This is a genomic window from Streptomyces sp. NPDC002776 (assembly GCF_053592195.1).
Genome location: NZ_JBSFVG010000011.1, coordinates 123290 through 143452, shown reverse-complemented (window position 1 = coordinate 143452; position 20163 = coordinate 123290). Strand labels below are relative to the sequence as shown.

The 20163-nt window shown below is 71.9% G+C and carries 35 protein-coding genes; 2 read left to right on the top strand and 33 right to left on the bottom strand.

Going from position 1 to position 20163, the window contains the following annotated elements:
* Positions 1-62 precede the first annotated feature (62 nt).
* The 33 genes from ACWD11_RS22765 to ACWD11_RS22605 all read right to left on the bottom strand — a co-directional run bounded on the left by ACWD11_RS22765 (position 63) and on the right by ACWD11_RS22605 (position 18488).
* Positions 63-1520: a phage major capsid protein gene (locus tag ACWD11_RS22765; protein ID WP_451285085.1), complete on the bottom strand. Its 1458-nt coding sequence runs from the start codon at positions 1518-1520 to the stop codon at positions 63-65.
* On the bottom strand, positions 1517-2335 hold the full coding sequence (locus ACWD11_RS22760; protein ID WP_451285083.1) for an HK97 family phage prohead protease: 819 nt from the start codon (positions 2333-2335) through the stop codon (positions 1517-1519). The genes ACWD11_RS22765 and ACWD11_RS22760 overlap by 4 nt, the downstream gene beginning before the upstream one ends.
* On the bottom strand, positions 2332-3648 hold the full coding sequence (locus tag ACWD11_RS22755; protein WP_451285081.1) for a phage portal protein: 1317 nt from the start codon (positions 3646-3648) through the stop codon (positions 2332-2334). Before ACWD11_RS22755 ends, ACWD11_RS22760 begins: the two co-directional genes overlap by 4 nt.
* Positions 3645-3884, bottom strand: a complete 240-nt coding sequence (locus ACWD11_RS22750) for a hypothetical protein (RefSeq protein WP_451285079.1) — start codon at positions 3882-3884, stop codon at positions 3645-3647. The genes ACWD11_RS22755 and ACWD11_RS22750 overlap by 4 nt, the downstream gene beginning before the upstream one ends.
* The gene (locus ACWD11_RS22745) at positions 3874-4083 is read right to left on the bottom strand and encodes a hypothetical protein (protein ID WP_451285077.1); all 210 of its coding nucleotides are present in this window, start codon (positions 4081-4083) and stop codon (positions 3874-3876) included. The genes ACWD11_RS22750 and ACWD11_RS22745 overlap by 11 nt, the downstream gene beginning before the upstream one ends.
* The gene (locus ACWD11_RS22740) at positions 4065-5627 is read right to left on the bottom strand and encodes a terminase (protein WP_451285075.1); all 1563 of its coding nucleotides are present in this window, start codon (positions 5625-5627) and stop codon (positions 4065-4067) included. The genes ACWD11_RS22745 and ACWD11_RS22740 overlap by 19 nt, the downstream gene beginning before the upstream one ends.
* A complete protein-coding gene (locus ACWD11_RS22735; protein ID WP_451285073.1) occupies positions 5624-5929 on the bottom strand; it encodes a hypothetical protein in 306 nt (101 codons plus the stop codon). The genes ACWD11_RS22740 and ACWD11_RS22735 overlap by 4 nt, the downstream gene beginning before the upstream one ends.
* Before the next feature lie 309 nt (positions 5930-6238).
* Positions 6239-6679, bottom strand: a complete 441-nt coding sequence (locus ACWD11_RS22730) for an AAA family ATPase (RefSeq protein ID WP_451285071.1) — start codon at positions 6677-6679, stop codon at positions 6239-6241.
* Between the two features lie 6 nt (positions 6680-6685).
* Positions 6686-7075, bottom strand: a complete 390-nt coding sequence (locus tag ACWD11_RS22725) for a hypothetical protein (RefSeq protein WP_451285069.1) — start codon at positions 7073-7075, stop codon at positions 6686-6688.
* Positions 7076-7077: 2 nt separating this feature from the next.
* Positions 7078-7362: an HNH endonuclease signature motif containing protein gene (locus ACWD11_RS22720; RefSeq protein ID WP_451285068.1), complete on the bottom strand. Its 285-nt coding sequence runs from the start codon at positions 7360-7362 to the stop codon at positions 7078-7080.
* A 14-nt stretch (positions 7363-7376) separates the two neighbouring features.
* Positions 7377-7655, bottom strand: a complete 279-nt coding sequence (locus ACWD11_RS22715) for a hypothetical protein (RefSeq protein ID WP_451285066.1) — start codon at positions 7653-7655, stop codon at positions 7377-7379.
* 171 nt (positions 7656-7826) lie between these two features.
* Entirely contained in the window at positions 7827-8069 is a 243-nt protein-coding gene (locus tag ACWD11_RS22710) for a MerR family transcriptional regulator (RefSeq protein WP_451285064.1), read from the bottom strand.
* Between the two features lie 133 nt (positions 8070-8202).
* Positions 8203-8625, bottom strand: a complete 423-nt coding sequence (locus ACWD11_RS22705; RefSeq protein WP_451285062.1) for a hypothetical protein — start codon at positions 8623-8625, stop codon at positions 8203-8205.
* A gap of 147 nt (positions 8626-8772) precedes the next feature.
* Positions 8773-9147, bottom strand: coding sequence for a hypothetical protein (locus tag ACWD11_RS22700; RefSeq protein WP_451285060.1), 375 nt, complete (start codon positions 9145-9147; stop codon positions 8773-8775).
* Positions 9148-9306: 159 nt separating this feature from the next.
* Complete coding sequence (locus tag ACWD11_RS22695) at positions 9307-9525, bottom strand: hypothetical protein (RefSeq protein ID WP_451285058.1); 219 nt, start codon at positions 9523-9525, stop codon at positions 9307-9309.
* Between the two features lie 26 nt (positions 9526-9551).
* The gene (locus ACWD11_RS22690) at positions 9552-10256 is read right to left on the bottom strand and encodes a hypothetical protein (protein WP_451285056.1); all 705 of its coding nucleotides are present in this window, start codon (positions 10254-10256) and stop codon (positions 9552-9554) included.
* Positions 10257-10276: 20 nt separating this feature from the next.
* Entirely contained in the window at positions 10277-10786 is a 510-nt protein-coding gene (locus ACWD11_RS22685; RefSeq protein ID WP_451285054.1) for a hypothetical protein, read from the bottom strand.
* On the bottom strand, positions 10783-11151 hold the full coding sequence (locus tag ACWD11_RS22680; RefSeq protein ID WP_451285052.1) for a hypothetical protein: 369 nt from the start codon (positions 11149-11151) through the stop codon (positions 10783-10785). Before ACWD11_RS22680 ends, ACWD11_RS22685 begins: the two co-directional genes overlap by 4 nt.
* The gene (locus ACWD11_RS22675) at positions 11148-11477 is read right to left on the bottom strand and encodes a hypothetical protein (RefSeq protein WP_451285050.1); all 330 of its coding nucleotides are present in this window, start codon (positions 11475-11477) and stop codon (positions 11148-11150) included. The genes ACWD11_RS22680 and ACWD11_RS22675 overlap by 4 nt, the downstream gene beginning before the upstream one ends.
* A gap of 34 nt (positions 11478-11511) precedes the next feature.
* Positions 11512-12900 (bottom strand): winged helix-turn-helix transcriptional regulator, encoded by a 1389-nt coding sequence (locus tag ACWD11_RS22670; RefSeq protein WP_451285048.1) that lies wholly within the window; start codon positions 12898-12900, stop codon positions 11512-11514.
* A gap of 6 nt (positions 12901-12906) precedes the next feature.
* On the bottom strand, positions 12907-13149 hold the full coding sequence (locus ACWD11_RS22665) for a hypothetical protein (RefSeq protein WP_451285046.1): 243 nt from the start codon (positions 13147-13149) through the stop codon (positions 12907-12909).
* On the bottom strand, positions 13146-13571 hold the full coding sequence (locus ACWD11_RS22660; RefSeq protein ID WP_451285044.1) for a hypothetical protein: 426 nt from the start codon (positions 13569-13571) through the stop codon (positions 13146-13148). Before ACWD11_RS22660 ends, ACWD11_RS22665 begins: the two co-directional genes overlap by 4 nt.
* Positions 13564-13794, bottom strand: a complete 231-nt coding sequence (locus tag ACWD11_RS22655) for a hypothetical protein (protein WP_451285042.1) — start codon at positions 13792-13794, stop codon at positions 13564-13566. The genes ACWD11_RS22660 and ACWD11_RS22655 overlap by 8 nt, the downstream gene beginning before the upstream one ends.
* Positions 13795-13924: 130 nt before the next feature.
* Positions 13925-14395 (bottom strand): hypothetical protein, encoded by a 471-nt coding sequence (locus ACWD11_RS22650; protein WP_451285040.1) that lies wholly within the window; start codon positions 14393-14395, stop codon positions 13925-13927.
* Positions 14392-15153 carry a hypothetical protein gene (locus tag ACWD11_RS22645; RefSeq protein WP_451285038.1) on the bottom strand — a complete coding sequence of 254 codons (762 nt, stop codon included), beginning with the start codon at positions 15151-15153 and terminating at the stop codon, positions 14392-14394. The genes ACWD11_RS22650 and ACWD11_RS22645 overlap by 4 nt, the downstream gene beginning before the upstream one ends.
* Before the next feature lie 80 nt (positions 15154-15233).
* Complete coding sequence (locus tag ACWD11_RS22640) at positions 15234-15611, bottom strand: hypothetical protein (protein WP_451285036.1); 378 nt, start codon at positions 15609-15611, stop codon at positions 15234-15236.
* Positions 15608-15841 carry a hypothetical protein gene (locus ACWD11_RS22635; RefSeq protein WP_451285034.1) on the bottom strand — a complete coding sequence of 78 codons (234 nt, stop codon included), beginning with the start codon at positions 15839-15841 and terminating at the stop codon, positions 15608-15610. The genes ACWD11_RS22640 and ACWD11_RS22635 overlap by 4 nt, the downstream gene beginning before the upstream one ends.
* On the bottom strand, positions 15838-16317 hold the full coding sequence (locus ACWD11_RS22630; RefSeq protein ID WP_451285033.1) for a LuxR C-terminal-related transcriptional regulator: 480 nt from the start codon (positions 16315-16317) through the stop codon (positions 15838-15840). Before ACWD11_RS22630 ends, ACWD11_RS22635 begins: the two co-directional genes overlap by 4 nt.
* Positions 16314-16826: a hypothetical protein gene (locus ACWD11_RS22625; protein ID WP_451285031.1), complete on the bottom strand. Its 513-nt coding sequence runs from the start codon at positions 16824-16826 to the stop codon at positions 16314-16316. Before ACWD11_RS22625 ends, ACWD11_RS22630 begins: the two co-directional genes overlap by 4 nt.
* Positions 16823-17248: a hypothetical protein gene (locus ACWD11_RS22620; RefSeq protein WP_451285029.1), complete on the bottom strand. Its 426-nt coding sequence runs from the start codon at positions 17246-17248 to the stop codon at positions 16823-16825. Before ACWD11_RS22620 ends, ACWD11_RS22625 begins: the two co-directional genes overlap by 4 nt.
* Positions 17245-17871 carry a hypothetical protein gene (locus tag ACWD11_RS22615; protein ID WP_451285027.1) on the bottom strand — a complete coding sequence of 209 codons (627 nt, stop codon included), beginning with the start codon at positions 17869-17871 and terminating at the stop codon, positions 17245-17247. The genes ACWD11_RS22620 and ACWD11_RS22615 overlap by 4 nt, the downstream gene beginning before the upstream one ends.
* Positions 17872-18078: 207 nt before the next feature.
* Positions 18079-18243, bottom strand: coding sequence for a hypothetical protein (locus tag ACWD11_RS22610; RefSeq protein ID WP_451285025.1), 165 nt, complete (start codon positions 18241-18243; stop codon positions 18079-18081).
* On the bottom strand, positions 18240-18488 hold the full coding sequence (locus ACWD11_RS22605; protein ID WP_451285023.1) for a helix-turn-helix transcriptional regulator: 249 nt from the start codon (positions 18486-18488) through the stop codon (positions 18240-18242). Before ACWD11_RS22605 ends, ACWD11_RS22610 begins: the two co-directional genes overlap by 4 nt.
* A 128-nt stretch (positions 18489-18616) precedes the next feature.
* On the opposite strand from ACWD11_RS22605, the gene ACWD11_RS22600 reads away from it, so the two are divergent.
* Together ACWD11_RS22600 and ACWD11_RS22595 are read left to right on the top strand one after the other, a co-directional pair.
* On the top strand, positions 18617-19426 hold the full coding sequence (locus ACWD11_RS22600; RefSeq protein ID WP_451285021.1) for a helix-turn-helix domain-containing protein: 810 nt from the start codon (positions 18617-18619) through the stop codon (positions 19424-19426).
* A 225-nt stretch (positions 19427-19651) separates the two neighbouring features.
* Positions 19652-20149 carry a hypothetical protein gene (locus tag ACWD11_RS22595; RefSeq protein ID WP_451285019.1) on the top strand — a complete coding sequence of 166 codons (498 nt, stop codon included), beginning with the start codon at positions 19652-19654 and terminating at the stop codon, positions 20147-20149.
* Positions 20150-20163 lie beyond the last annotated feature (14 nt).

The window sequence follows — 20163 nt, the reverse complement described above, 5'->3', positions numbered from 1 at the left end:
TCCTCGCACAGCAGGGCGCGGGCAGCTGCGTGTACGGCTGCCCGCGCCGGGACGGGGTGGGATCAGGCGTTGAGCAGCCGGAAGGCGTCGGGGTTGACGACGTCGGAACCCGTGCGCCAGTAGGCGAACCAGCCGGCCTCGCCGGTCGGGCGGCCGTTCGCGCCCTTGACGAGCGGCTCGTAGACCATGGTCATCCCGACCCGGTCGACGATGTAGAAGTTGCGGAAGTCGCCGAGCAGCAGGATGTGGTTGTTCTGGCCCGCGTCGATCACGCCGTCCATCGCGGACGCCTCGTAGATGGGGGCGCCGAGCAGCTGCTCGGGCTGGCCCATGCCGAGGTTCGCCCAGAAGCTGGATCCGCCGGCGGTGTCGAACTGCCGCGTCTTGTTGATGATCGTCTTGGACGCCATCCAGGACGGGCGGCCGGTGATCCGGTGCCGAGGCGGCAGCGCCTGTTCGACGGCGTACACGTCCGCCACGGCGTAGGTGTCGGCCGTGGCCGTGGCCACGACCGACCCGCCGACCGCGGAGACTGCCGTGACGACGCCCTTGGCCTGCCCGGCACCGGTGCCGGTGGCGAACGCCGTGGCCTCCAGGCGGTCCTTGGCGTCCGCCAGGAGCGGGCCGACCTCGGCTCCGAACCCGGAGTCCGCCAGGACCTCGAAGGACCCCTGCACCCAGGCCGCGGCCTTCTCCGGCTTGATGGACGGCTGCGCGAAGCCGGGCGAGTTGTCCCCCACCTGGTTCGCCTCAGCCAGCCACCCGGCGGTCACACCGGCCGAAGAGACGCCGTTCCACGTGTCCGTGGTGATGGTCTTGACCGTGGACACCTGCCGGAAGGGGTTCGCGCTGCCGGCGTTCGTGAGGATGATCGTCGGGTCGAGGGTGAACGGCACCAGGAACCCGCCCGCTGCGTCCGTCAGAGACATCGCCCGCCGGTGCGCCTCGGCCAGCCGGTAGGCGGCGTACTCCTCTTCCTCGAGGAGCGCGGGGTTGCCGGCGTTCTCCAGCAGCGACTCGAACGCCCGCATGTAGTCGTCCGAGCCGGTCAGGAGCACGTGCTGCGCGATCCGGCCGCGCCGCTCGGTGCGGACCAGGTGCTCGATGCGCTCCTGCTGGTCCTCTGTCAGCTGCTCGGCCGCGAGCTCCACCGCGTACAGGGCGCGACCGCGCAGATCGCTGCGGGTCGCCCGGTCGGCGAGGTTCGCGCCGCGGACGCGGTCGAGCTCCTCGTACGGGTTGCCGCGCGAGCGCATGAACTCCGGTCCGTCGCCGGGGGTGCGCTCCTGGCTGCCCGGGGTGAGCGCGGCCGCCCGGACGGCGTCGACGCGCTGCTCGTGCGCGAGCTGCTCGTTGTAGGCCTCCTGCGCGGTGTCGAACTCGCCGAGGAGTTCGCCGGCGCGGGTGGCCTGTTCGTCGGTCGGCTCCTCCAGCTCTTCGAGCTGCAGGAGTTCGGAGCGGATCGACTCCACCTGCTCCTTGAGCTTGTCGCTCTTCTTCTTCCTCTTCGTGGTGGTCACAGGGCCCTCCTGGCCTTGATCTCAGCGCGGACCTTGGCCCACGCGATCTTCTGCCGAGCGGAGTGCCCTGCGGCGGGCGGGTCCTCGGCGGTGGCCCCGGGGTCGGGATCACCGGCGGCCGGCGGGTCCGTCGGAGTGCCCGGGTCGGGCGAGTCCAGCGGAGTGCCGGTCCGAAGCATGTCGGCGAGCTTGCACCGCTCGTCGGCGGTCAGCTCCGAGAGCAGGGGCATGACCTGCTCGGCCCGTACGCCGATCACCGCGGCGTCGGGGTAGGCGGGGAACGGGGTGGGCCCGTACTCCTTGAGCGCGATCTCCTGACGGCGCACGGCCTTGAGGCGGCCGTCGCGGTCGGCGCGGTAGCCGCCGCGTGGTGAACGGCCTGGATCCGAGCGGGTGAACCGGCCGGTGAAGGACTGCCCGGTGATGGCGCCCTCGCGGATGTTCTCCAGGACCTCGTCGGCCAGCTCGGTGCGGTTGTACCGGGTGATCGTGAGCAGGCCTCGGGAGTCCGCCTTGAGTTCTACCGGGGTCCCGATCGGCATGCTGCCCCGCTCGGACGGGGTGCCCCACAGGGTGCGGCCGTGGTTGTAGAACACCCCGACGCGCCAGGTGCTGCGGGATCCGGCGGGGGCGAGCTGCTGCAGGGTGCGGTCGAAGGCGCGGCGGTCGATCTGCTCGACGTAGTCGCCGTCCTGGTCGTGAATCTCGACGGGGGTGTCGAACACCGCGGCGTAGGCCTCGACGGTGCGGCCGTCCCCGCCGGCGCGGACGCGGATGTCTTCCAGCGGGAAGTACCGCAGGAATGTGTCGTTCATGGTCCCTCCTCCGGGGTCGTCGTCGGGGCGCCCTGGGCGCTGCCGGGTTTCTGCAGCTGCACGGAGTACAGGCCGGTGTGCCGCAGCAGAGACCAGTCCTCGGCCTCCACGGCGACACGCACACTGTCGGGCTCGTATCCGGCATCGACGAGCTGGCGGATGGTGCGGGACTGCAGTCCCTGAATCTCGGCCGCGTCCCGCCGGTCCTCTCGCAGCCACGCGATGTCGCGGTCGTCGTACCAGAGTTCGGCGCCGGCGGGGACGTTGATGATCTGCGCGAGCGATCCGGCGGCCTCGCGCCACAGCGGCCGCATCGTGCCGTCCGCCAGACGGCGCCTGGAGGAGGCGTAGTTGCCCGCGTTCAGCGACGAGCCCGCCAGTCCCTCGGAGAACCCGACGACGACCGGGGGCACACCGGCCGCGGCCGCCAGCCGCGTTTCGCCGGCGCCCTGCGTGGCCTTGAAGTCGATCTGCTGCAGGTCCTTGCCGATGACCGTGGCGTCCGCCCCGCCGCCCAGGTACAGCGTCCGGTAGGCGGTATCCACGCCGCGGTGCTGCGAGTCCATCAGCGCCTGGAACCGCTTCACCTTGTCCATCGAAACGGACGAATCGAACGACACGATGACCTGCGGCGTTGCCCCGTTCTCGAAGAACTTCAGCTTGTGCCGGGTCGCCGCGGTGTCCCCGACGATTTCCCGGATCACCGGGGTCACCCAGGACATGCCCCGGAACTGGAACTCCGGGTCGGGGATCGGGGCGAAGTGCGCGACCTGCTCGGGCAGCAGGAACCACGGCTCGCTGCCGGTGGGCGGGTCGTACATGTAGCCGACCAGCTGCGAGTCGATCGCCTCGCTGGGCAGGCCCGGTTCTTCGTCCGAGCCGGTGATGATCGTGACCCAGTCCGGCCGAAGAATCTTCAGCCTGCCGGGGTTGTAGTTCGTGACGTACCCGTTGCCCTCAAGGTCCCCGTTCTGGATCATCCGCGACAGGAGATTCCCGGTGGTGCCGCCGGGCCACGGCCGTTCCAGCAGCGCCAGGTCGCCGGTGCCGAACAGCTCACCCGGGCGGCCATTGCGGATCTGCCGGAACTGGAACCGTGCCTCGGAAAAGAGCAGTTGCCGCACCATCATCAGTGCGAACACCGGGCCGTTGGACTTGTAGGCGTGCCGGACCTTGGCCTCGAACTCCAGCGGGAGCGGCCGCTCCTTGCCGTCCACGGGGCGCCCGGTGCCGTAGTAGACGTTCCCGTCCACCATCCACGACTCGTCGTCCCGTGCAGCCGTACGCCGCGCGTGCTGCCACAGGCTCGTCAACGCTCCCCCTCGGGCCGCAGGTCCTCGATCAGCGCGACCGTCAGACCGGGCGGCGAGGCCTGCCACGCGGTCACCTGGTAGACGACCTGGTCCGCGATCGTGATCCGGTCCCCGGTCACCCGCAGGGCATGGCCGCACGCGTCCGCGAGGGCCTCCAGCGAAATACACGCGAGCCGGGGCGCGTGCAGCACCCTGATCCCGCCGGGCACCTGCTGCAAGGTCAGGTCACCGTTCACCGTCGTCCCCCTCGTCCTCGTCGCCCTCGACGTCGACCACGAACAGGAAACTGGCGGCCGTCACCGCCCCGCCGGCCATGAGCCCCACCCCAACCCCGAACTGCACGGCTGCGCCCGCGGAGAGACCTGCACAGCCCGACCAGTAGCCGAGCCTCACCCGTGCCAGCCGCGGCCACCGGCTCACGCGTAGAAGCCCCATGCCTCCGCCTCCTCCGGCTCGTCGTCGTGGTGCATCTCCCACCCCCACACCGCGTACGTCCCGGCCACGAGCGGACTGACGTCGACGCCGTCCGACCTGCGGGTCCACAGCCATGCGTCGCCCACCTCCCGCTTGCGTGCGCCGGCGAGCGCGACCGTCATGTTCGCCTGGCCGAGGTGGGCGAGCGTGCCTTCCTCGACGCGGTCGTAGAACTGCCCGCAGGCCTGCGTCAGTTCGCGCACCTTCGGGCAGAAGACCAGCTCAGAGCGGTCCTCACGGTCCTCGTCGTCCTCGTACTCCAGCGCCTTGCGCAGGCCCGGCACGAGCGAGCCGGCCGGGCCGCCCTCGTCGATCACCCACGCGCACGGGGACCACTTCAGGTCGAGCTCCTTGGCCCGCTCGATCACCCAGTCCGTCCCCGGCCGGTGGTCGACGACCTCGACGTGCACGCCGTCACCGGACGCACCGGCCACGGAGATCGACGACCAGGTCCGCTCGGGGTTGGTGTCGATGGCGAACCCCACCGGGTCCGCGGGCTTGGACGAGGGGGCCTCCAGGGCCTCCCACTTGTCCTTGGCGATGACCTGCCAGGTCTCGTCCGTGACCTCGGGGTAGTCACCGACGCCAAGACGTTCACGGTCGAACAGGTCCGGGCGCATGCCGCGCATCTCCCGCAGCACGTACGCGGTGCGGATCCGGATGCCGAGCGCGGGGTTGGCCCGGGCGAACGACCGCTCCTCGTCGCGGTTGTCGTGCTGGTCGCAGACGATCCGGTCTTGGGCATCGCGCGGGCAGTCCTTGGTGTGCGGCGCGATCGAGTATTCGAGGTAGCACAGCGAGGGGTCCGGTGCGCCCTCGGCCAGGGCGCGGGCCCGCAGCAGCGCCAGCTGCTCGCTCTCGTCGCCCAGGCCCGCGCTGCCGGTGAACACCAGCTGCGGGTTGGGGCGGGCGGAGAGAACCGGCATGAGGGCGCCGATGGGCGCTGCCCGCAGTTTCATCGCCTCGTCCATCAGGACCAGGTCGCCGGAGAACCCGCGGCCGGAGTCCCCGCCGCGGGCCAGGAACCTGATCCGGGCCCCGTTGAAGAACTCGAACCCCTCCTCGCCGTGCGAGCGGCGTACGCGCTTGACGCGGCGGGACAGGGCGTACGAGCCCTCGATGACCTGGTCCAGGCGCAGGAACGATTCCTGCGCGGTGTTGAACTGGTGGGCGGTGTGGATGACCAGCTTGCCGCCGAACAGGATGACCTCGCCGAGCTGGCGGGCCTCGAGGAATCCGCCCTTGCCGTTCTGGCGGGCGACGTTGAGGACGACGTCGAGGGAGGACCACCGGCCCTCGTCGTCCTCGACGAGGGAGTGGTGCAGGGCGAGTTGCTGCCACGGGTCCAGGAAGAGGCCTGCGTCCTCGGCGAGCTCGATGCACTCGGTTCCCGCCGGTGACCGGAAGTCCAGGGCCTCCTGGTCCTCGACCCCGTCCCACCGCCTGGTGTCGACGCGCCGCCGCCACGGCGCGGACAGGATCCGCGGGGTCTGGCAGCCGATCACCCGGCGCCCTTACCGGCCCGAGGAGAGAGCCGCTGTTCCCGCCGGGCAGCGATCTCGTCGACCTTGTCGCCGCGTTCCCGCGGCGGGGCGGCCGCGCGCACCACAGCCATGGCCTGGCGCAGTTCGCGGGCGGCGGTGGCGGCCGCCTTCGGGTCGGGGGCGGAGTCGAGCTCGGCGGCCAGGCGCAGCGCGGCCGCGGCCTGAGCGTTCGCCGCGGGATCGACGCCGAGCTCGGCGAGTTCGGCCGTGGTCGCCTTCGCGACGGCGCCGCGGCGCAGGCGCCGCTTCGGGGCGTCATCCATTCGGACATCACCCCCCGTAACAAGCCAGAACGTCACTGAATGTGACAGACAGGGAGTGACTGAGCGTTACGACTCAATAGGTAACAGAGTGTCACTAATTCGCTGGAGCGTGCGTCGGCGGATCAGGATGCACCGCCGCGGGGAGAGAGGCGGGCGACAAGGGCTTTTGGGTCGCCCGCCTCTTCATTCCACGTCGGAGCACGGCCCCCCTCCCCTCCACCTCAACCACCCCAGCAGATAGGGCGAATCGGACACGAATCACTGATCGGCTGCAGGCACCGACCGCCCACGGCGTCCGGGCGCGCTGCGTCACCAATCACGGGACGACTGGGCAGTGACGGGGCGTGACCCACCCTTGCGGTAGTCCCGGTACCACCGGGTGACCACGCGGTCCATGCCGTCGGAGCGCATCGCCTTCACCCGCTCACGCACGACTTCCTCGCCGGGATCCACCACCACGATGCGCGCACCGAGGCGCCGGTACCTGGCCCGGGCCTTGGGGCTGGGCATGGTGTGGATGAGGTAGACGTCGACGTCGTCGAGGTGCTTCACGGCCTCCTCGATGGCGGCGAACCGTGCGCGCTGGGCGACGCGCTGCACGAGCGGGTCGTGGTTCCACTGCGGTGCGCCCGGGCCGGTGAGTGCCACGGCGATACGGTCCAGGTCGATGACGATGTCACGCGCTGTGGCGTGCGCCTGGATCCACGTGGACTTGCCACCGGCGGGCGGACCGGTGATGACATACAGCACGCTGTGTCACCCGGAGTGGAAGCGCCCGACAATGCTCGGGTTGGCGAGTCTGTCGGTCAGGCTGCCATGGCCGTCGTGCGAGCCGCGGACCTCAAGGACGTTGGTGACCGGCGGCTCACCGTCGCCGAGGGCGGGGGCGACGCGTGCCCACATCTCGGCAAGTTTGAGGGCTTCGGTGGACCGTACGCCGTGGAACTGGGCCAGGGCGCGGGATTCGGCCGCACGGTCGCGCTGCCAGCCGGAGTCGTACTGCTGGCGCTCGCGGGCGTCGTCCTCGTGCTGGACGGCCCGGTTGTACTCAGCGGTGGCGCGGGTGGCCCAGTCGTATGCCTGCACCTGGGCCTGCTGGTGCTGGTAGGCGCGTCGCGCTCCGTAGTCCTGCTCTTGGTCGCTCATGGTCACCATCTCCTCGATGCTCGGGTCTGCGGCTGGGTGGTGCGGTTGCCGCGGGCGCTGTTGCAGCTGCGGTGTGCGCTGCGCGCGTTGGTGGGGTCGAGGAGGCTGCCGCCCTTGGACAGGGGTATGGCGTGGTCGAGGGTGAAGGCCCAGCGGGAGCGCTGAGCGGCGTAGCCGGTGAGGCTGTAGTCGATGGGGTGGCCGCAGCGCCAGCAGGGCAGGCCGAGGGCGCGCTGCTGGGCGGTGAGTCTGCGGTAGGGGCGCCCGTTGCGGGGGTTGCCGGCCACGGGCGCCCTCCCTGCTACTGGTCGCTGTCGAGCAGCTCGTCCACGTCGACGTTGCCGTCATCGTCCACAACTCCGCTGTCCTGCAGTGCCTGTGACATCAGCAGGGCGTCGTAGTCGTCCTGCGTCAGTCCCTCGCAGGCCTCGGGCCGTTCGGTCTTGGTGGCCGTGGCGCCGTCGGCGAGTGCCTGTTGGCAGTCGACTGCGATCTCTTCTTCGGATTTGTCGCTGCTGCAGCCTGCCGTGGCGGCCGCGAGGACGAGCAGGGCGCCGGCGAGTGCCGTACGGATGCGCATGATCCCCCCAAGGATGGTGTGCGTCGGGGGTGCATCATCGCGTGTTGTGTGCGCTGCGTGAGGCCGGTGTGGCTGTTCTGTGACGTCGTCCCGCTGCCCGGTCCCGGGCCCTCACCGCGGGCGTTGGGGCGCCTCGCGGGGGCTCCGGCCGCCTCGCCGGGCAGCGGGGGTCTAGGGGGCGCTGATGCCTACGAGGCGCAGTGCGCGGGCGCGGGTGGCGTGTTCGGCGCGGGCGAGGTCGGCGAGGGCGTAGAGGGGGTGGCCGTGTTCGTCGAGGCCTGCGACTTGGAGGTGGCCGCGGTTGACCCAGTTGCAGATGGCGGAGCGGGTGACGGCGGCCGCGGTGGCGCTGACTGTGCGGCGCCACTGGGTGGCGAGTTCGGCGGCCTGGGCGCCGGTGTAGAGGTTGGCCACGTGTACCTCCCTGCGGACATGCGACAGCCCCCGGTCGTAGCGGGGGCTGTCGGGGGTCGATGGGCACACGTGTGCTACTGGCACCATGTTCACGCTACGTGCCGATCTTGTCCAGCACGAAACGGCTGCCACATCACTGAGAGCGGTCTCGGTGGTATCCGCGGCGGCCCTCGAGGGCCTTGGTCGCGGTGGCGCCGCGCCAGCGGTTGGTGCCGTCTGTGGTGTCGTCGGGGGCGGGCCAGCGGCCTCGGGCGCGGTCGGCGCGGATGGTGCCGGCGGTGATGCCGATCCCGGCGGCCTCGAGCTCGCGGGCGGTGTAGAGGTGCTGGGGGTCCAGGGTGGTCGTGTCGCGGTCGATGTGGGTGCGGACGAACTGGTCGACGGCGGCGGGGTCGTACTGGACTCGGCGGCCGCGCTTTTCCGGCAGCGGCTTGGGCCATGCAGGGTGGCGGCGCCAGGTGTTCTTGACGGTGGTGAGTGGCCGTCCGAGGCGTTCGGCGGCCTCCTCAACGGTTTCGGGCGAGCGAGGGGCCGCGGGTTGCTCGCGGTCTACCATGGGGCCCTGTCCTTCCTGTGAGATGGATGGATCTGACCGGCAGGGGTTTCGCGACGGCGCGTGCGCCGCAGGCTTCGGCCTGGCCCTTGCCGGTCTCTGGTCTTCAGTGGATACCGCCCCCGGCCGGGTGCCGGGGGCGGTAGTGGATCAGTCAGCCTCGTTGATCACCAGCCACAGAGCCAGAGCCTTCAGCTCCTGCTCTGCGAGGAAGAGGTTGAGCCCCGAGCCCTCGGCCCTGGTCTCCTCGTACCTCATGGCGCAGAGGCCGTAGAGGTCGATGGCGGCCAGGAGGTGGATGCAGCCGGTGTAGAGCTGCAGAGCCTGGGTCTCACCCATCGGCTGGTCTCCGGCGACTTCGGTCACCCGCTTGATGGCGGGGACTGCGTCCGATGCCGGGATGTGCTGGTCGGTCGGGAGACCGATCGGCACGGGGAGTGCCCGGCAGATGTCGACGAGCATCGTGTAGATGAACGAGATGGAGAACGCGAGCGCTTCCATGTTCTCGTCATTACGGTCAGCCATGTGACTGTCCTTCCACTGTTGAGTTGAGATGGATCCGAGTTCGGGGTTCGCGGCCCCTCCCTCTTGAGTAGTACTTTACAGCCCACGGGTAGTGCTTTGCAACACCCGTGGGCGGGGAAATGCCCCCGGATCTCGCAGGGATCCGGGGGCATGTTCGTCCTACGCCAGGCGCCAGCCGGACAGGCGGTCGTCCTCGCCGACTTCGGCCGTCAGCCGAGCTCCGGCGAGCTTGTCGAGGGGGATGCCGACGGCCTCGCTGATGGCGGCCGCGGGGTAGCGCTGGGGCTCGTCGCGCTCGTCGGCCGGGACGTCGGCGACGATCTCGGCCTCGTCGCCGATGAGGAGCAGGACGCGGACGGGGATGCGTTCGGTGGACATGGGCGGGTCCTTTCAACGTGTTCTGGTCAGGCGGCGGTGGCGGTCTGGTGTGCGTCCAGGATGCGTGCGGCGTGCTCGCGGTACGCCTCGGGGTCGAGGTGGTGACCGCAGGCCTGGCAGGTGACGCCGTCGTGGCCGTCGATGCGGGCGAGGGCGAAGTGGTTGCAGGTGGGGCAGGCCGCCACGGTGATCGGGTGCTCGTGGGGGGTGGAGTGGGTGAGGTCACGGAGGCGGGCGATCAGGTCGCCGAGCTGGCGGTGGAGTTCGCCCGCCCAGGGGTGGGCGAGCACGTACGGGAGGTAGGCAGTGAGCCACACGCACCAGCCGGTGATGCTGTCACCGCGGCGGGGTCTGGCCTGCTCGCAGGGTGCGGTGTGCTGGGTGCCGTACAGGTCGCGGTGGACGGCGGGGTAGCTGTACGCGATGTATCCGGCCCAGCTGTACAAGAGCACGAGGATCGGCACGGTGCCGTCGTCGTCGGGGCCGACGGTGTCGGCGTGACCCGGGCCGAGGAGGGCCAGGACGCGTAGGTCGACGGGTGCGGGGGCGTGGGCGCGGCCGGTGCTGCCGAGGCGGCCCTGGACGGGTGCGCCGGCCGAGGCGAGGAACTCCGCCAGGAGCTCGGCCAGCCCGGGCAGCTCGGCCAGCCAAGCGCGCAGTTCGCCGGCGTGAAGCTGGCACAGGTGGTGATGGTCGGCGGCGCTGCGGGGGCAGGTGGTGCAGGTGCTCATGGTCGCCCTTTCCGGCCGTGCTAGTTGTGGCGGCCGTGGTGGGGGTCGCGGCTGTGGTCGAGGGTTTGGTGGATGGCGGTGCTCCAGGTGGCGCGGATGCGGTCGGGGGCGTCGGCGGTTTCGGGGCACAGGAGTCCGTCGACGACGGCCTGCACGCACAGGGCGCCGAGCCTGCGGGCCTCGTGGTCGGTGCTGGTGACCTGCTCGGCGATGTTGATGGGCGTGAGGAAGGGCAGGCCGTCGGCGGGGAGGTCGTCGGCGGTGTAGGGGCCGTGTTCGGGGTTGAGGGCGACGACGAGGATTTCGTGGGTGACGCCGGGTCGCTGTAGCCGAGCTGGGGGTGCGCCGGCGATGTCGGCGAGGGAGATCACGGCGAGCTGGTACTGGTGCCAGATGGGGTGCCAGTAGGGGGAGGTGATGATCCAGGCGTCGAGGGTGGCGGGGGCGGGGTTGCGGTAGGCGTGGCGGGGGATGCGGTGTGCTGCGCCGAATGCGCCGGCGCGCGCGTCGGGGTCGTCGGTGTGGGTCATCGGGTACTCCATGGCTGCTGGTGGGGGCATGTGGGGTCGTGGTCGGTGGCGAGGGATGTCCACCAGCGTTCGCAGCAGGCGGCGTCGAGGTCGTTCAGGGCGTGGAGCCACGCCTGGACTTGGGTGGCTGCGGGGTCGCCTGCGGGCTCGTCGTGCTCGTCGGTGGGCTCGGGCGCGCCGGTGGGCTGGTGATCGTCGGCACATGAGGTCTCGCGATGGACAGCGACGATCAGGAGGACGGCCGCCAGGGCGCAGGCCGCGGTGTACAGGGCGTGTGCGGGGCCGCGGTTGAGGTGGGAGATGACAGCGCAGGTGCCGAGGCCGGAGGAGGTGGCGGTGTACAGCAGGCGGATGGCTTGGCTCATCGCTGCCACCTGACGGGTCGTACGCCGGTGCGGGCGCGGGGGGTGGTGCGCCGTGCTCGCGCCCGGGCGAGGGCGACGGGGCAGGTGGCGATGTGCGGGCGGCGCAGGACCTCGCGTTCCTCGGGGCGGGGGCGGTCGCTGCTGAGCTGGCGTGTCCAGTAGACGCTCTCCCGGACGCTGACGGCCTGGTTGCCCTTGGGGTCCTCGGGCGGGTCGATCGGGATGATCTTGCGGTGCTTGGTGGTCAGGGCGTACAGGACGCTGCGGCCGCAGTCGTCGCAGGTGCCGTAGCCGGTGGTGGTCCGGCGGTCGGGGATCGGATACATCGGGTGTCCGTTTCGAGTGGGCGGGTCAGCGGGGTCAGGCGCACGCGGCGGGTGGCGGGCCGCGCCACACCTGGAGGTCACTGCCGTGCCAGGTGGGGCGGTGGGGGTCGGAGAGGTCCCAGCCGTGCCAGCGCTCATCGAGGAGCTCGCCGGTGACCGGGTCGACGACGCCCTCGGGCACCAGCCGGAGCCGGGGCCGGGCCAGGGCGCGCTGCTGGGCGCGTTCTTCGAGGTGGCGTTCGAACGCGGCGCGCTCGTCCGCGTGACGGCGCGCCCGGCGGGCGCCGAGGCCTTCGGTACCGCGCTGGTCAGCGGCCTGGGCCAGGAGGCTTTCGTCGGGCGTCAGGCGGCCGTGGCCGGACATCTCGGGGGCCAGGTAGTACAGGCCTTCGCGTTCGTGGACCAGGCCGTCAGCGGTGAGCCGTTCCATGCGCCGGGCGACGGTCGTGCGGTGCAGGGAGGTGGCCTGCTGGATCTGGGTGCGGCTGAGGCCTTCGGTGGCGTCGAGGCAGGCCAGGATGCGGGCGCCGCTGGTGCCGTGGGCCCAGTGGTGGCATGCGTCGTGGGCCATCACCGAGGCCAGCGCCACGGTGTCGACCGCCACGGTGTCGCTGGTGGCGGGGGTGGTGTGCACGTCCGGGACAGTCGCCAGCTGCGGGCCTTGGGGGGGCAGTGCCTGTCCCGGCCGTGCACGTGCGAGGAGTGTCCGCACGTGCGGGGGGATGGCCAGCCGCCACCGTGAGGGCCGCTCGCGGCCGGTCCCGGGCTCCAGCAGGACCAGCCAGCCCTCGCGGACGAGGCGGGCGTTGCTGGCCTCGGCGGTGGAGCGGGCGCAGCCCATCTGCTCGGCGAGCGGGCGCACCGCGCTGAAGTGGTCGACTCCGCCGGCGGACTCGGCGAGGCGCAGGCGCGCCGCGAGGTTCTTCTGGTCGACGGCCTTGCCGCCGCGGGCGGGCCAGGCCAGCGCTTCCACTGCCCGGCGGATGTGGCCGAGCTGCTCGACGGCGTCCTGGCGGCCGGTGACCGCCGGGGTCTCGCCGACGAAGCGGGCCGCCTTGGCGAGCATCGCGGTGAGCTTGTTCTCGGCGTACTCGGCGCCCTTGCGCTCGCGCAGCCGGCGCGCCCACACGCCGCCCGGTGTGGGGGTGTAGATCAGGGCCTGGTGGAAGTCGGCCGGCGCCCATGCGCGGCCGGGCTGTGAGCATGCCACGGCCAGCGCCATCGTCAGGCGGTAACCGGAGTCCGCCTCGTCGCGCCCGGTGTAGCGGCCCTCGGTGTCGCCCTCCAGGAGCAGTCGCAGTGAGCGTCCGCTGATCGGGCGCCGCTGCCACACCTGCCCCGGCGTGGCTGTGGCCCGGCCCACGCCGCCGGCCCCGCCGCGGCTGCGGCGGGGCTCGGCAGACTGCGCGCGGGCCTGGGCCATCGGGTCCTATCCGGGGTCGTCATCGGGTGAGCTGTGGGCGGGCACGGTGTAGGTGGCGCCGCACGGGCCGCGGCGGATGCCGGGGCCGGTGTGGCGGTGGAGCTGGTCGCAGCCGCCGGGGCCGGTGCAGCGCACCGTGTACTCGGTGCGGCCCGAGGTGCTGATCGGGTCCGCAGGCACGGCGGCCGGACCGCCCCAGCGCGGTGGGTCCTCGGGCAGCAGCGGTAACTGCTCCTGACGGCCGCTCACGAGGCCTCGCCGGTATGGGGAGGCTCGGTGCGCGCGGCGGCGGCCGCCGGGATGATGAGGGTGATCGGGCGGCGGCCGCGGCCGCGGCCCCACGCGTGCCGTGACGGGCGGGCAATCAGCCGGGCCTGGTGGAGCGCCTCGAACGCCCTCACGGCCTGTTCCTGGCTCAGTCCCGCCTCAGCGCGCAGTCCGTCCGCGGGCACGCGGGAGCCCTTGATGATGTGCCCGGAGGTGTCCGCGTGCTCTGCGAGGGTGAAGGCCAGGGCCCTGGCGGCCGCGTCCAGGCCGCCGGCCAGTACGGCCTCCTCCCAGGCGTTGCGGTCGAACGGCGTCACCGCAAGGACCGGGGCCAGCGCGGGGGCGGGGGCGGGGCGCCGGCGTGCCAGGTCTGCAGGGGTCGGTATCGGGCGTATGTCAGTCACGGGATTCCTCCGGTGCCGGGCCCGGGCAGCGCCGGGCGTGAACGAAGTGGACGGCGGCGACGAAGCGGGCCACGTCGACGGGCTCGCCGCGGCATTCGAGGACGCAGCCGTAGCGGCAGGTCAGGCGGGCGTAGGGGGTGTGCACCCAGCCCTTGGGTGGCCGGTAGTCGGCGACCACCCACAGCCCGGGCAGCGTGGCCGGTGCCCACCTCTCGGCGGCCACCGCTACCGCCCCACGGCCGCAGCCGGGGCGGAGTTGAGGCGGATGAGCACCGGCCACCTCCAACGGGGTCGTTGTACGAGGGGTGGGCCGCCCGCCCCGGCAGGGGGCCGCGGGGCGGACGGCCCGGTCATCAGGCGGCCCGCCGGTCAGCCGCCGCGGGACGGACGTGCACAGCCACCTCGACCGCCTGGCCCGGGTGGACCTCGCCCAGGGCGAGCGCGTGACGGTAGGCCTCGGCGAACGCGGCCACCGCCATGTCGACGGCGTCCGGCGCCTGCAGCCCCAGGTCCACCAGCACGGTCAGGTTGGCCAGCAGCCGCGGCCGCCGCACCAGATCCAGCCGCAGCGCAGGCCTGCACGGCTCCTCCTCGGCCACCTGCTCAGCCGCGGCGGACGGCCGGTCGGCCACCTCCTCAGCCACCCGGCCGACCGGCTCAGCCACCGGCCGGACGGTGTCGGCCACCGGCTGAGGCAGCGGCCGCGCGAGCAACTGGGTGGCCGCGTGCCGGCTGATGCCGAGCTCGGTGGCGATCCGGCGCGCGCCGTAGCCGAACTCCGACTTCAGCCGGTGCGCCTGCTCGTGCGGATCCACGGCGCTCACTCGGTCACGTCCTCGGCACCGGTCGTCTCCCGCTCAGCGCGGGCGGCGGCGAGCTGCTTGCGGTGCTCCTCCTTCGGCCCGAGGAGGACGAACTGCAGGGCCCGCTCGAGGACCAGGCCGTAGGCGTACGCGGCATCGGCGGTGCCCTCGGCCACGGTCCACGCGTCGTGCATCTGGCTCGCCTCGTGGTCGGCCACGTACTCCTGCGAACCGATGGCCTCTGCAAGCTGACCGGCATACAGGCAGCGGTCCAGCGCCTCGTACGCAGCGATCACCTTGGCGGCATCGACGTAGCGGGCCGCGGTCAAGGCCTCGGTGCCGACCCGGTCGCTGCACGGGGCCAGGACGAGCATGGTCTCGGTGCCCTGCCGCTGGGGGAGCTCAACATACGAGGGCTGCATGCCTTCCTGGACCTGGCGCACGGCCCAGGCCGCGCCGGACGCGTACAGGCGCGCGGCGTCCTCATACCCGGCACGGGCCGCGTACATGGTGTCCCGGTAAACCTTCTCCACCTGGCGCTGGGCGGCCAGATGCGGCCGGTGGCTGGTCGTCCTGGCCTGCCAGCCGACGGCGTCGGCCGGGGGCAGGCCCGTCACGCGGCCCTCGTGGTAGCCGATGCCCGGGTGGTCGGCGCGCGCATGGTCGACGACCGCGGCCTGGGCGACGAGCTGCCACTCGCGGGCGGCCTCACCCAAGCCGCGGACGCTGTCGGTGAGGTGCTCGAACCACGGGGCGTGCTTCGGGGCAGTGTTGTACATCCGGGTACTCCAGGCGGGCTGTTGGTGTCCGGGCGGGGGACGGTTCAGGTCACGTCCCCCGCCCGGGGATTGAGGGAGGGTCAGGCGGTGGCCGACAGGGCGGCGCCGGTATGGCGCTCCCACGGCACGGCGAGCGCGTCGAGGCGGGTTCCGGGGGTGATGCGGCCAAGGACGCGGCCGCACTGGCAGACGCCGACCATGTCCGGGCCGCGGTGCTGGATGCCCAGGGCGTGTCCGGCTGCCGCAGGGTCGGCGGCGGCCGCGGCCGCCCGGGCGTCGTGGACGGTGAGGGCGGTGTCGATGGCCTCGGCCAGCTGCGGCACGGTGGCCGTCCACTCCGCGACGGTGGACCCTGCGCCCAGGCCCTGCACCAGGCGGCCGCGCAACTCGTGCCCGAGCAGGGGCCGGTGCAGGGCGGGCCGGTGCAGGACGGAGGCGATGGAGTCGGCGCGGGTCACCGGGTCCCTCCCAGTCGGCGGTGCCGGCCGCTGCCGGGGATAGGGCCGGGGATGGCGATGTGGGAGTGGTCGGTGTGCCACCCCGCCGGCGTCTGGGGCAGCGGGGGCGGGGTAGGCCGTACGGGCTGCCCGATCCGCTGCTGTGTGGGAGGGGCGCACCACGCGTCGGCGGCGGCCGCCAGCAGCAGCACCGCGCCGACGACGAGGCCGCCCCCGATAAGCCAGATCACGGTGTGCTCCCCTGCTCGGGCTGTACGGCGGGGATCCAGCCCGATGCCTGGCAGAGCCGGACGGCGTGGTCCATGTCCTGGGCGTCCAGGCGCTTGAGCGCGCGCCGGTAGTGCGAGGACACCGTTTCGAACGACAGGCCCAGCCGCCGCGCCATGTTGTGCACCGACTCACCCGCGGCAGCCGCCGCAACGACGTTCAGCTGCGCCGGGGACAGCGGGCACTCCTTCAGCCGCTCAGCGGCCCGGGCCGCGGCCGCCACCACATCCGTGCGCCTGGGCAGGGCCGCCTGCTGGCGCAGCCGTCCGACCTCCTCCAGCAGGATCTGCCGTGCTCGGTCCAGCCGGTAGGCCTCGCGCAGCAGATGCACCTCGGCGTCCGTGCGCGGCTTCCACTCCTGCCCCGGCTGGGCGGAACGGGGCCGCACCAGGCCCGCGTTGCGCAGCTGCGCCAGCGTCTTGTCCGTGAGCACGATCACCGGATCCCCTCCTGCTCGGTGAAGGCGTCGAGGGCGGTGTCGAGGACGTCGGCGTGCTCCCAGCGTCCGCCGACCGCTGGCGCCCAAGCGCTGTCCAGGCCGTGGATGGCCAGGTGCAGCACGGCGTCCGCGATCAGCGCCGGGGGCGCGAGGTCGTCCAGGTCGCCGTCGAGGGCGCGGACGGTGTCGCCGTCGTGGGTGGACCAGCCGGTCAGGTGCGACCAGGCCAGCGTCAGCCCGTGGGGCCATACCTCCCGGTCCAGGTCGGCGTGCCCGGGCGACCAGGACACGGTCAGGAACAGCTCCCGCCCGCATCCCGGCTCGCGGCGCACCCCTGCCTCGACTGTGTCGGGCTCCAGCCCCGAGGCGGCCAGCTCGCCATGCACGGCGTCCCCGTACGGCAGGTGCGGCAGGGCCGGGTGAACGCCGTCCGCCGACGGCTGCATGCCGTCGCGGATGTCCTTCCCGGCATCCTCGACCGCGCGCAGGTTCTCCGCCTGGGCGGTCACCGGCCCTCACCACCCGGCGCAAGCTCGGCGCGGGCAGCCGCCGCCTGGTCCCGCTCGGCGATCCATGCCTCGCGCTCGGCGTCGTCCATGTTCCGGACACCGAGGAGGTGGATGCTGACGTCGTCGACCGGGCCCGCGGCCTCGCAGGCCCCGTAGACGCTCTCGTAGCCGGTGCTGAAGGTGTGGCTGCTGATGGTCACCTCGACGCTCAGCCCGAGGCGCTCGGCCATGAGTCGGGCGCCGTCGCTGTCGCCGGTGGTGATGTGCAGTTCGGCGGTGCCGCCGCTCACGGGCCCCGGGCGGATCTTCTCAATGGGGATGTCCGGGTGATCGGCAAGGAGGCGGCGGGCCATCGATCCGGTACGGAACGCGGCCGCCTCCATCGCCTCGATCGCGGCCAGGGGGTTGACGTTCTCGCTCACAGGCCACCGTCCAGCTCGGCCTGGGCGTCGGCCTCGGCGAGTTCCTCACCGGCCCGGGCCAGCGCGTCGGACACGCACATCGGCGAGCAGTACCAGCGCGCACCGCTGTCCTCGACGCCGGCGACCTCAACGCGCGCCCACCCGGACAGGGCCGGGTCGGATGCGTCGTACTCATCCGCCGTGCCGCACCCCCTGGTCGGGCAGGGGGCGTGGACGTTGCGCAGCTCGGCGTCGAGGAGTGAGACGAGGGCCTGGCGCTTGGGACCGGTCAGGATCAGGTCGGCGCGGCCGCCGCGCGCGGTGGTGCACTCCACCACGGCGCGGGCCTCGCGCATGGCGCCGTCGGGAAAGCTGACGGTGCCGTCCCACTCCACCGTCAGGGGCGCAGTCGTGGGCGTCTTGCCGTCGATCGCGGTCAGGACCTCGCCCACCTGCAGCATGTGCTCCAAGGGGCGGCCGGCGCAGAGGTGGCCGACCTGGCGCCACCGCTCGCGGAACCAGGCCAGCGTCTCGCGGTCCTGCTGGGCCTGGGCGAGCTCGGCCGCGATGTCCTCAGCGAGCCGCGGGTCGACCACGCCGGCGTCCGGCTCGGCCTGGGCGGCCACCGCAGGGCGGGCTGGCATCGGCGATCCGGAGGGCACGGGGAGCGCCGCGGAGTATGAGGCGACGGCAGCCTGCAACGGGGCTGGGTCATGCGGGAAGTTTTGGGGCTGGGCCCCGGGAGGGCTCTGGGATGATGCGGTCACGGTGACCTCGATTCCTGTGTGGTTGAGGTGTGCCGGAGGGGTCGTGCGCGGGTGGAGCCGGGCACGGCCCCGTACTTGTGCGGGTCAGGCAGCCTTGGGTTCGGCCTTCCGCGGTCCGGCCGCGGAATCAGCGGCCGGCCTGGGGTCGGGCCGCAGCAGGACGGCCAGGCGGGCCCGTTGCTGCGGAGTGAACGGCGGCCAGTCGTCGACCTGGCGGCGGATGAACTGGCGCCGCTCCTCGCGCGTCACCTCGCGCTCCCGGCCATCTCGTCCGGCCCCGAACGCTGTTCGAAGACCTCGATGTCCAGGTCGAGCAGGGTGGCGAGCACGCTCCGGAGCCTCGGTCGCGGGGTGTAGATGCCGCGTTCGATCCGACTCAGGTGCGATTCATCCACGGGTGCGCCAGCTTCCGCACACAAATCGGCCAGTTCCTGCTGAGTCATGCCACGCCGCAGCCGCTGCTGCTTCACTCGACTTGCTATCTGACTGGGCATGCGGCACAAGTTAACGCAGAGAAACACAGAAACGCAAGCAGTGGACAGCAAGTCGACACAAGTTGCCTGCGGTGTGGGGTTGCGCAGGTTGCGCTAGCCTGTGTTTCCCTGCTCAGGAGGGGTCTTGAATGTCAGATCCGCATAAGCGGCTTGACGATGCGATGAACCAGCGCCGACTGGAACTTGGGCTGCAGTGGCGCGACCTCGCCGCGGCAGCGGGCATCTCCTACGAGGCCCTCCGTGCGATCCGCAGAGGCACATCCAGGCCCGCCGAGCTGACAGCTCGCAAGCTGGATGAAGCGCTGCAGTGGGAGCCAGGTGGCGTGCGGGCGGCACTCGCTGGCCGCACGCCGGCCGTACGTGAACCGGACCCGGACAGCCCATCCACTCAGCCCCCTGGGCCACCCCCTGGTGAAGCACTGAGGCTCGTCATCAGCGCGGCCGCCCAGAAGCTGGGACTGGGAGCCGATGACCTGGAACCCGTCTTCCAGGCCGTGCGCAGCGACCTCGCCCAGGCGGAGGCGGCCCGCAACGCGGACCCCGCCGAGTTCCCGCCCTATGGCACTCCGGACCTCTCGGTCATGGTGGTCGAAGCGCGGCTCGCGGCCGGCCTCAGCCTGAAGGACGTCGCGCGGCTCACCGCCGAGGCTCCCGGCGCCCCCGCGGGGCTTGACGAGGGCTGGCTGAGCCGCCTGGAGAGCGCGTCCTTGACGCCGGACGAGCTCCCTGAGTACCCACAGCTGGACGCCCTGGCCTACACCCTGCACCTGGATCCCGCGCGGGTACAGGAGGCGGCCGGCGTGCAGTTCATGAACGTTCACAGCGTCTGGAGTGATGACGGCCAGTCCAGGGCCATTGGTGTCGGGCCGGTGAGCGCCGAGGACCGGCAGAAACTCCAGGCCCTCATGCGGATGTATCGGCGCGCCCCGAAGAAGTGACGGGGCGGCTGACCCGTTTTCCGGGCCAGTCAGTCGGTTTCCGGACATCCAACTCGTGTGCTTATTCAACGGTTTGAACTCACTCGAATGGGCTATCCGTAGTTACACCGTGGCCAAAAGTGATCGGTCGTGTGCATGATGTCGCCCCGCGTGGCAGCGGATCGGTAAGTTCACGCGCGGCCTTCCCTGGGCGGATCGGGCTGCGCGGCAGCTCAAGGAGGCTGTGTGTCGTACACGCCCCATACGCTCGTGCAGTACCGCTTGGCCGAGGACGGAGAGCTCGACGACGGCTGCCTTGTCGACATGCGCACCCCGGCGGCAAACCGCGTCGCAGTGCTGTTTTCGCCGCCACAGATCGATGAGCGCCTGACCCATCAGCTCACGCGGCTTTCCAGTCACCAGGTGGCTCACGGAGCGTGGCGCCAGAGCGGGTCTGCTGTGCCCGAGGGGCAGTGGCTTTCGGTCACCCGCTGGGAGCGCGTACCGGGTTCCTGGCTGCCGACAGGGTGGCTCGTCCTCGGGGTGGAGGAGGCCGGCAGCTGCATATGGCTGGTCAACGAAGACGCGTGCACCCAGCGCCTGCAGCACGGCATGAACGACCTGCTGTACCGGCTCGCCTCCAAAGGGGTGTACCTGCAGTGCTGGTTCCGGTGCTCGCCTCCCCCGGCTGGCGCCCTTCCTGAGCCGGTGCTGCGCCCGTCGGCTCCGCTGGCCGCGCTGTAACGTTCCTGCACCTT

Excerpts from the sequence above, each read along its gene's own strand:
- ACWD11_RS22760 (WP_451285083.1), bottom strand. The coding sequence starts at position 2,335 with ATGAACGACACATTCCTGCGGTACTTCCCGCTGGAAGACATCCGCGTC.
- ACWD11_RS22745 (WP_451285077.1), bottom strand. The coding sequence starts at position 4,083 with ATGGGGCTTCTACGCGTGAGCCGGTGGCCGCGGCTGGCACGGGTGAGG.
- ACWD11_RS22735 (WP_451285073.1), bottom strand. The coding sequence starts at position 5,929 with ATGGATGACGCCCCGAAGCGGCGCCTGCGCCGCGGCGCCGTCGCGAAG.
- ACWD11_RS22725 (WP_451285069.1), bottom strand. The coding sequence starts at position 7,075 with ATGAGCGACCAAGAGCAGGACTACGGAGCGCGACGCGCCTACCAGCAC.
- ACWD11_RS22715 (WP_451285066.1), bottom strand. The coding sequence starts at position 7,655 with ATGCGCATCCGTACGGCACTCGCCGGCGCCCTGCTCGTCCTCGCGGCC.
- ACWD11_RS22705 (WP_451285062.1), bottom strand. The coding sequence starts at position 8,625 with ATGGTAGACCGCGAGCAACCCGCGGCCCCTCGCTCGCCCGAAACCGTT.
- ACWD11_RS22700 (WP_451285060.1), bottom strand. The coding sequence starts at position 9,147 with ATGGCTGACCGTAATGACGAGAACATGGAAGCGCTCGCGTTCTCCATC.
- ACWD11_RS22695 (WP_451285058.1), bottom strand. The coding sequence starts at position 9,525 with ATGTCCACCGAACGCATCCCCGTCCGCGTCCTGCTCCTCATCGGCGAC.
- ACWD11_RS22690 (WP_451285056.1), bottom strand. The coding sequence starts at position 10,256 with ATGAGCACCTGCACCACCTGCCCCCGCAGCGCCGCCGACCATCACCAC.
- ACWD11_RS22685 (WP_451285054.1), bottom strand. The coding sequence starts at position 10,786 with ATGACCCACACCGACGACCCCGACGCGCGCGCCGGCGCATTCGGCGCA.
- ACWD11_RS22680 (WP_451285052.1), bottom strand. The coding sequence starts at position 11,151 with ATGAGCCAAGCCATCCGCCTGCTGTACACCGCCACCTCCTCCGGCCTC.
- ACWD11_RS22675 (WP_451285050.1), bottom strand. The coding sequence starts at position 11,477 with ATGTATCCGATCCCCGACCGCCGGACCACCACCGGCTACGGCACCTGC.
- ACWD11_RS22670 (WP_451285048.1), bottom strand. The coding sequence starts at position 12,900 with ATGGCCCAGGCCCGCGCGCAGTCTGCCGAGCCCCGCCGCAGCCGCGGC.
- ACWD11_RS22645 (WP_451285038.1), bottom strand. The coding sequence starts at position 15,153 with ATGTACAACACTGCCCCGAAGCACGCCCCGTGGTTCGAGCACCTCACC.
- ACWD11_RS22615 (WP_451285027.1), bottom strand. The coding sequence starts at position 17,871 with ATGCCAGCCCGCCCTGCGGTGGCCGCCCAGGCCGAGCCGGACGCCGGC.
- ACWD11_RS22605 (WP_451285023.1), bottom strand. The coding sequence starts at position 18,488 with ATGCCCAGTCAGATAGCAAGTCGAGTGAAGCAGCAGCGGCTGCGGCGT.
- ACWD11_RS22600 (WP_451285021.1), top strand. The coding sequence starts at position 18,617 with ATGTCAGATCCGCATAAGCGGCTTGACGATGCGATGAACCAGCGCCGA.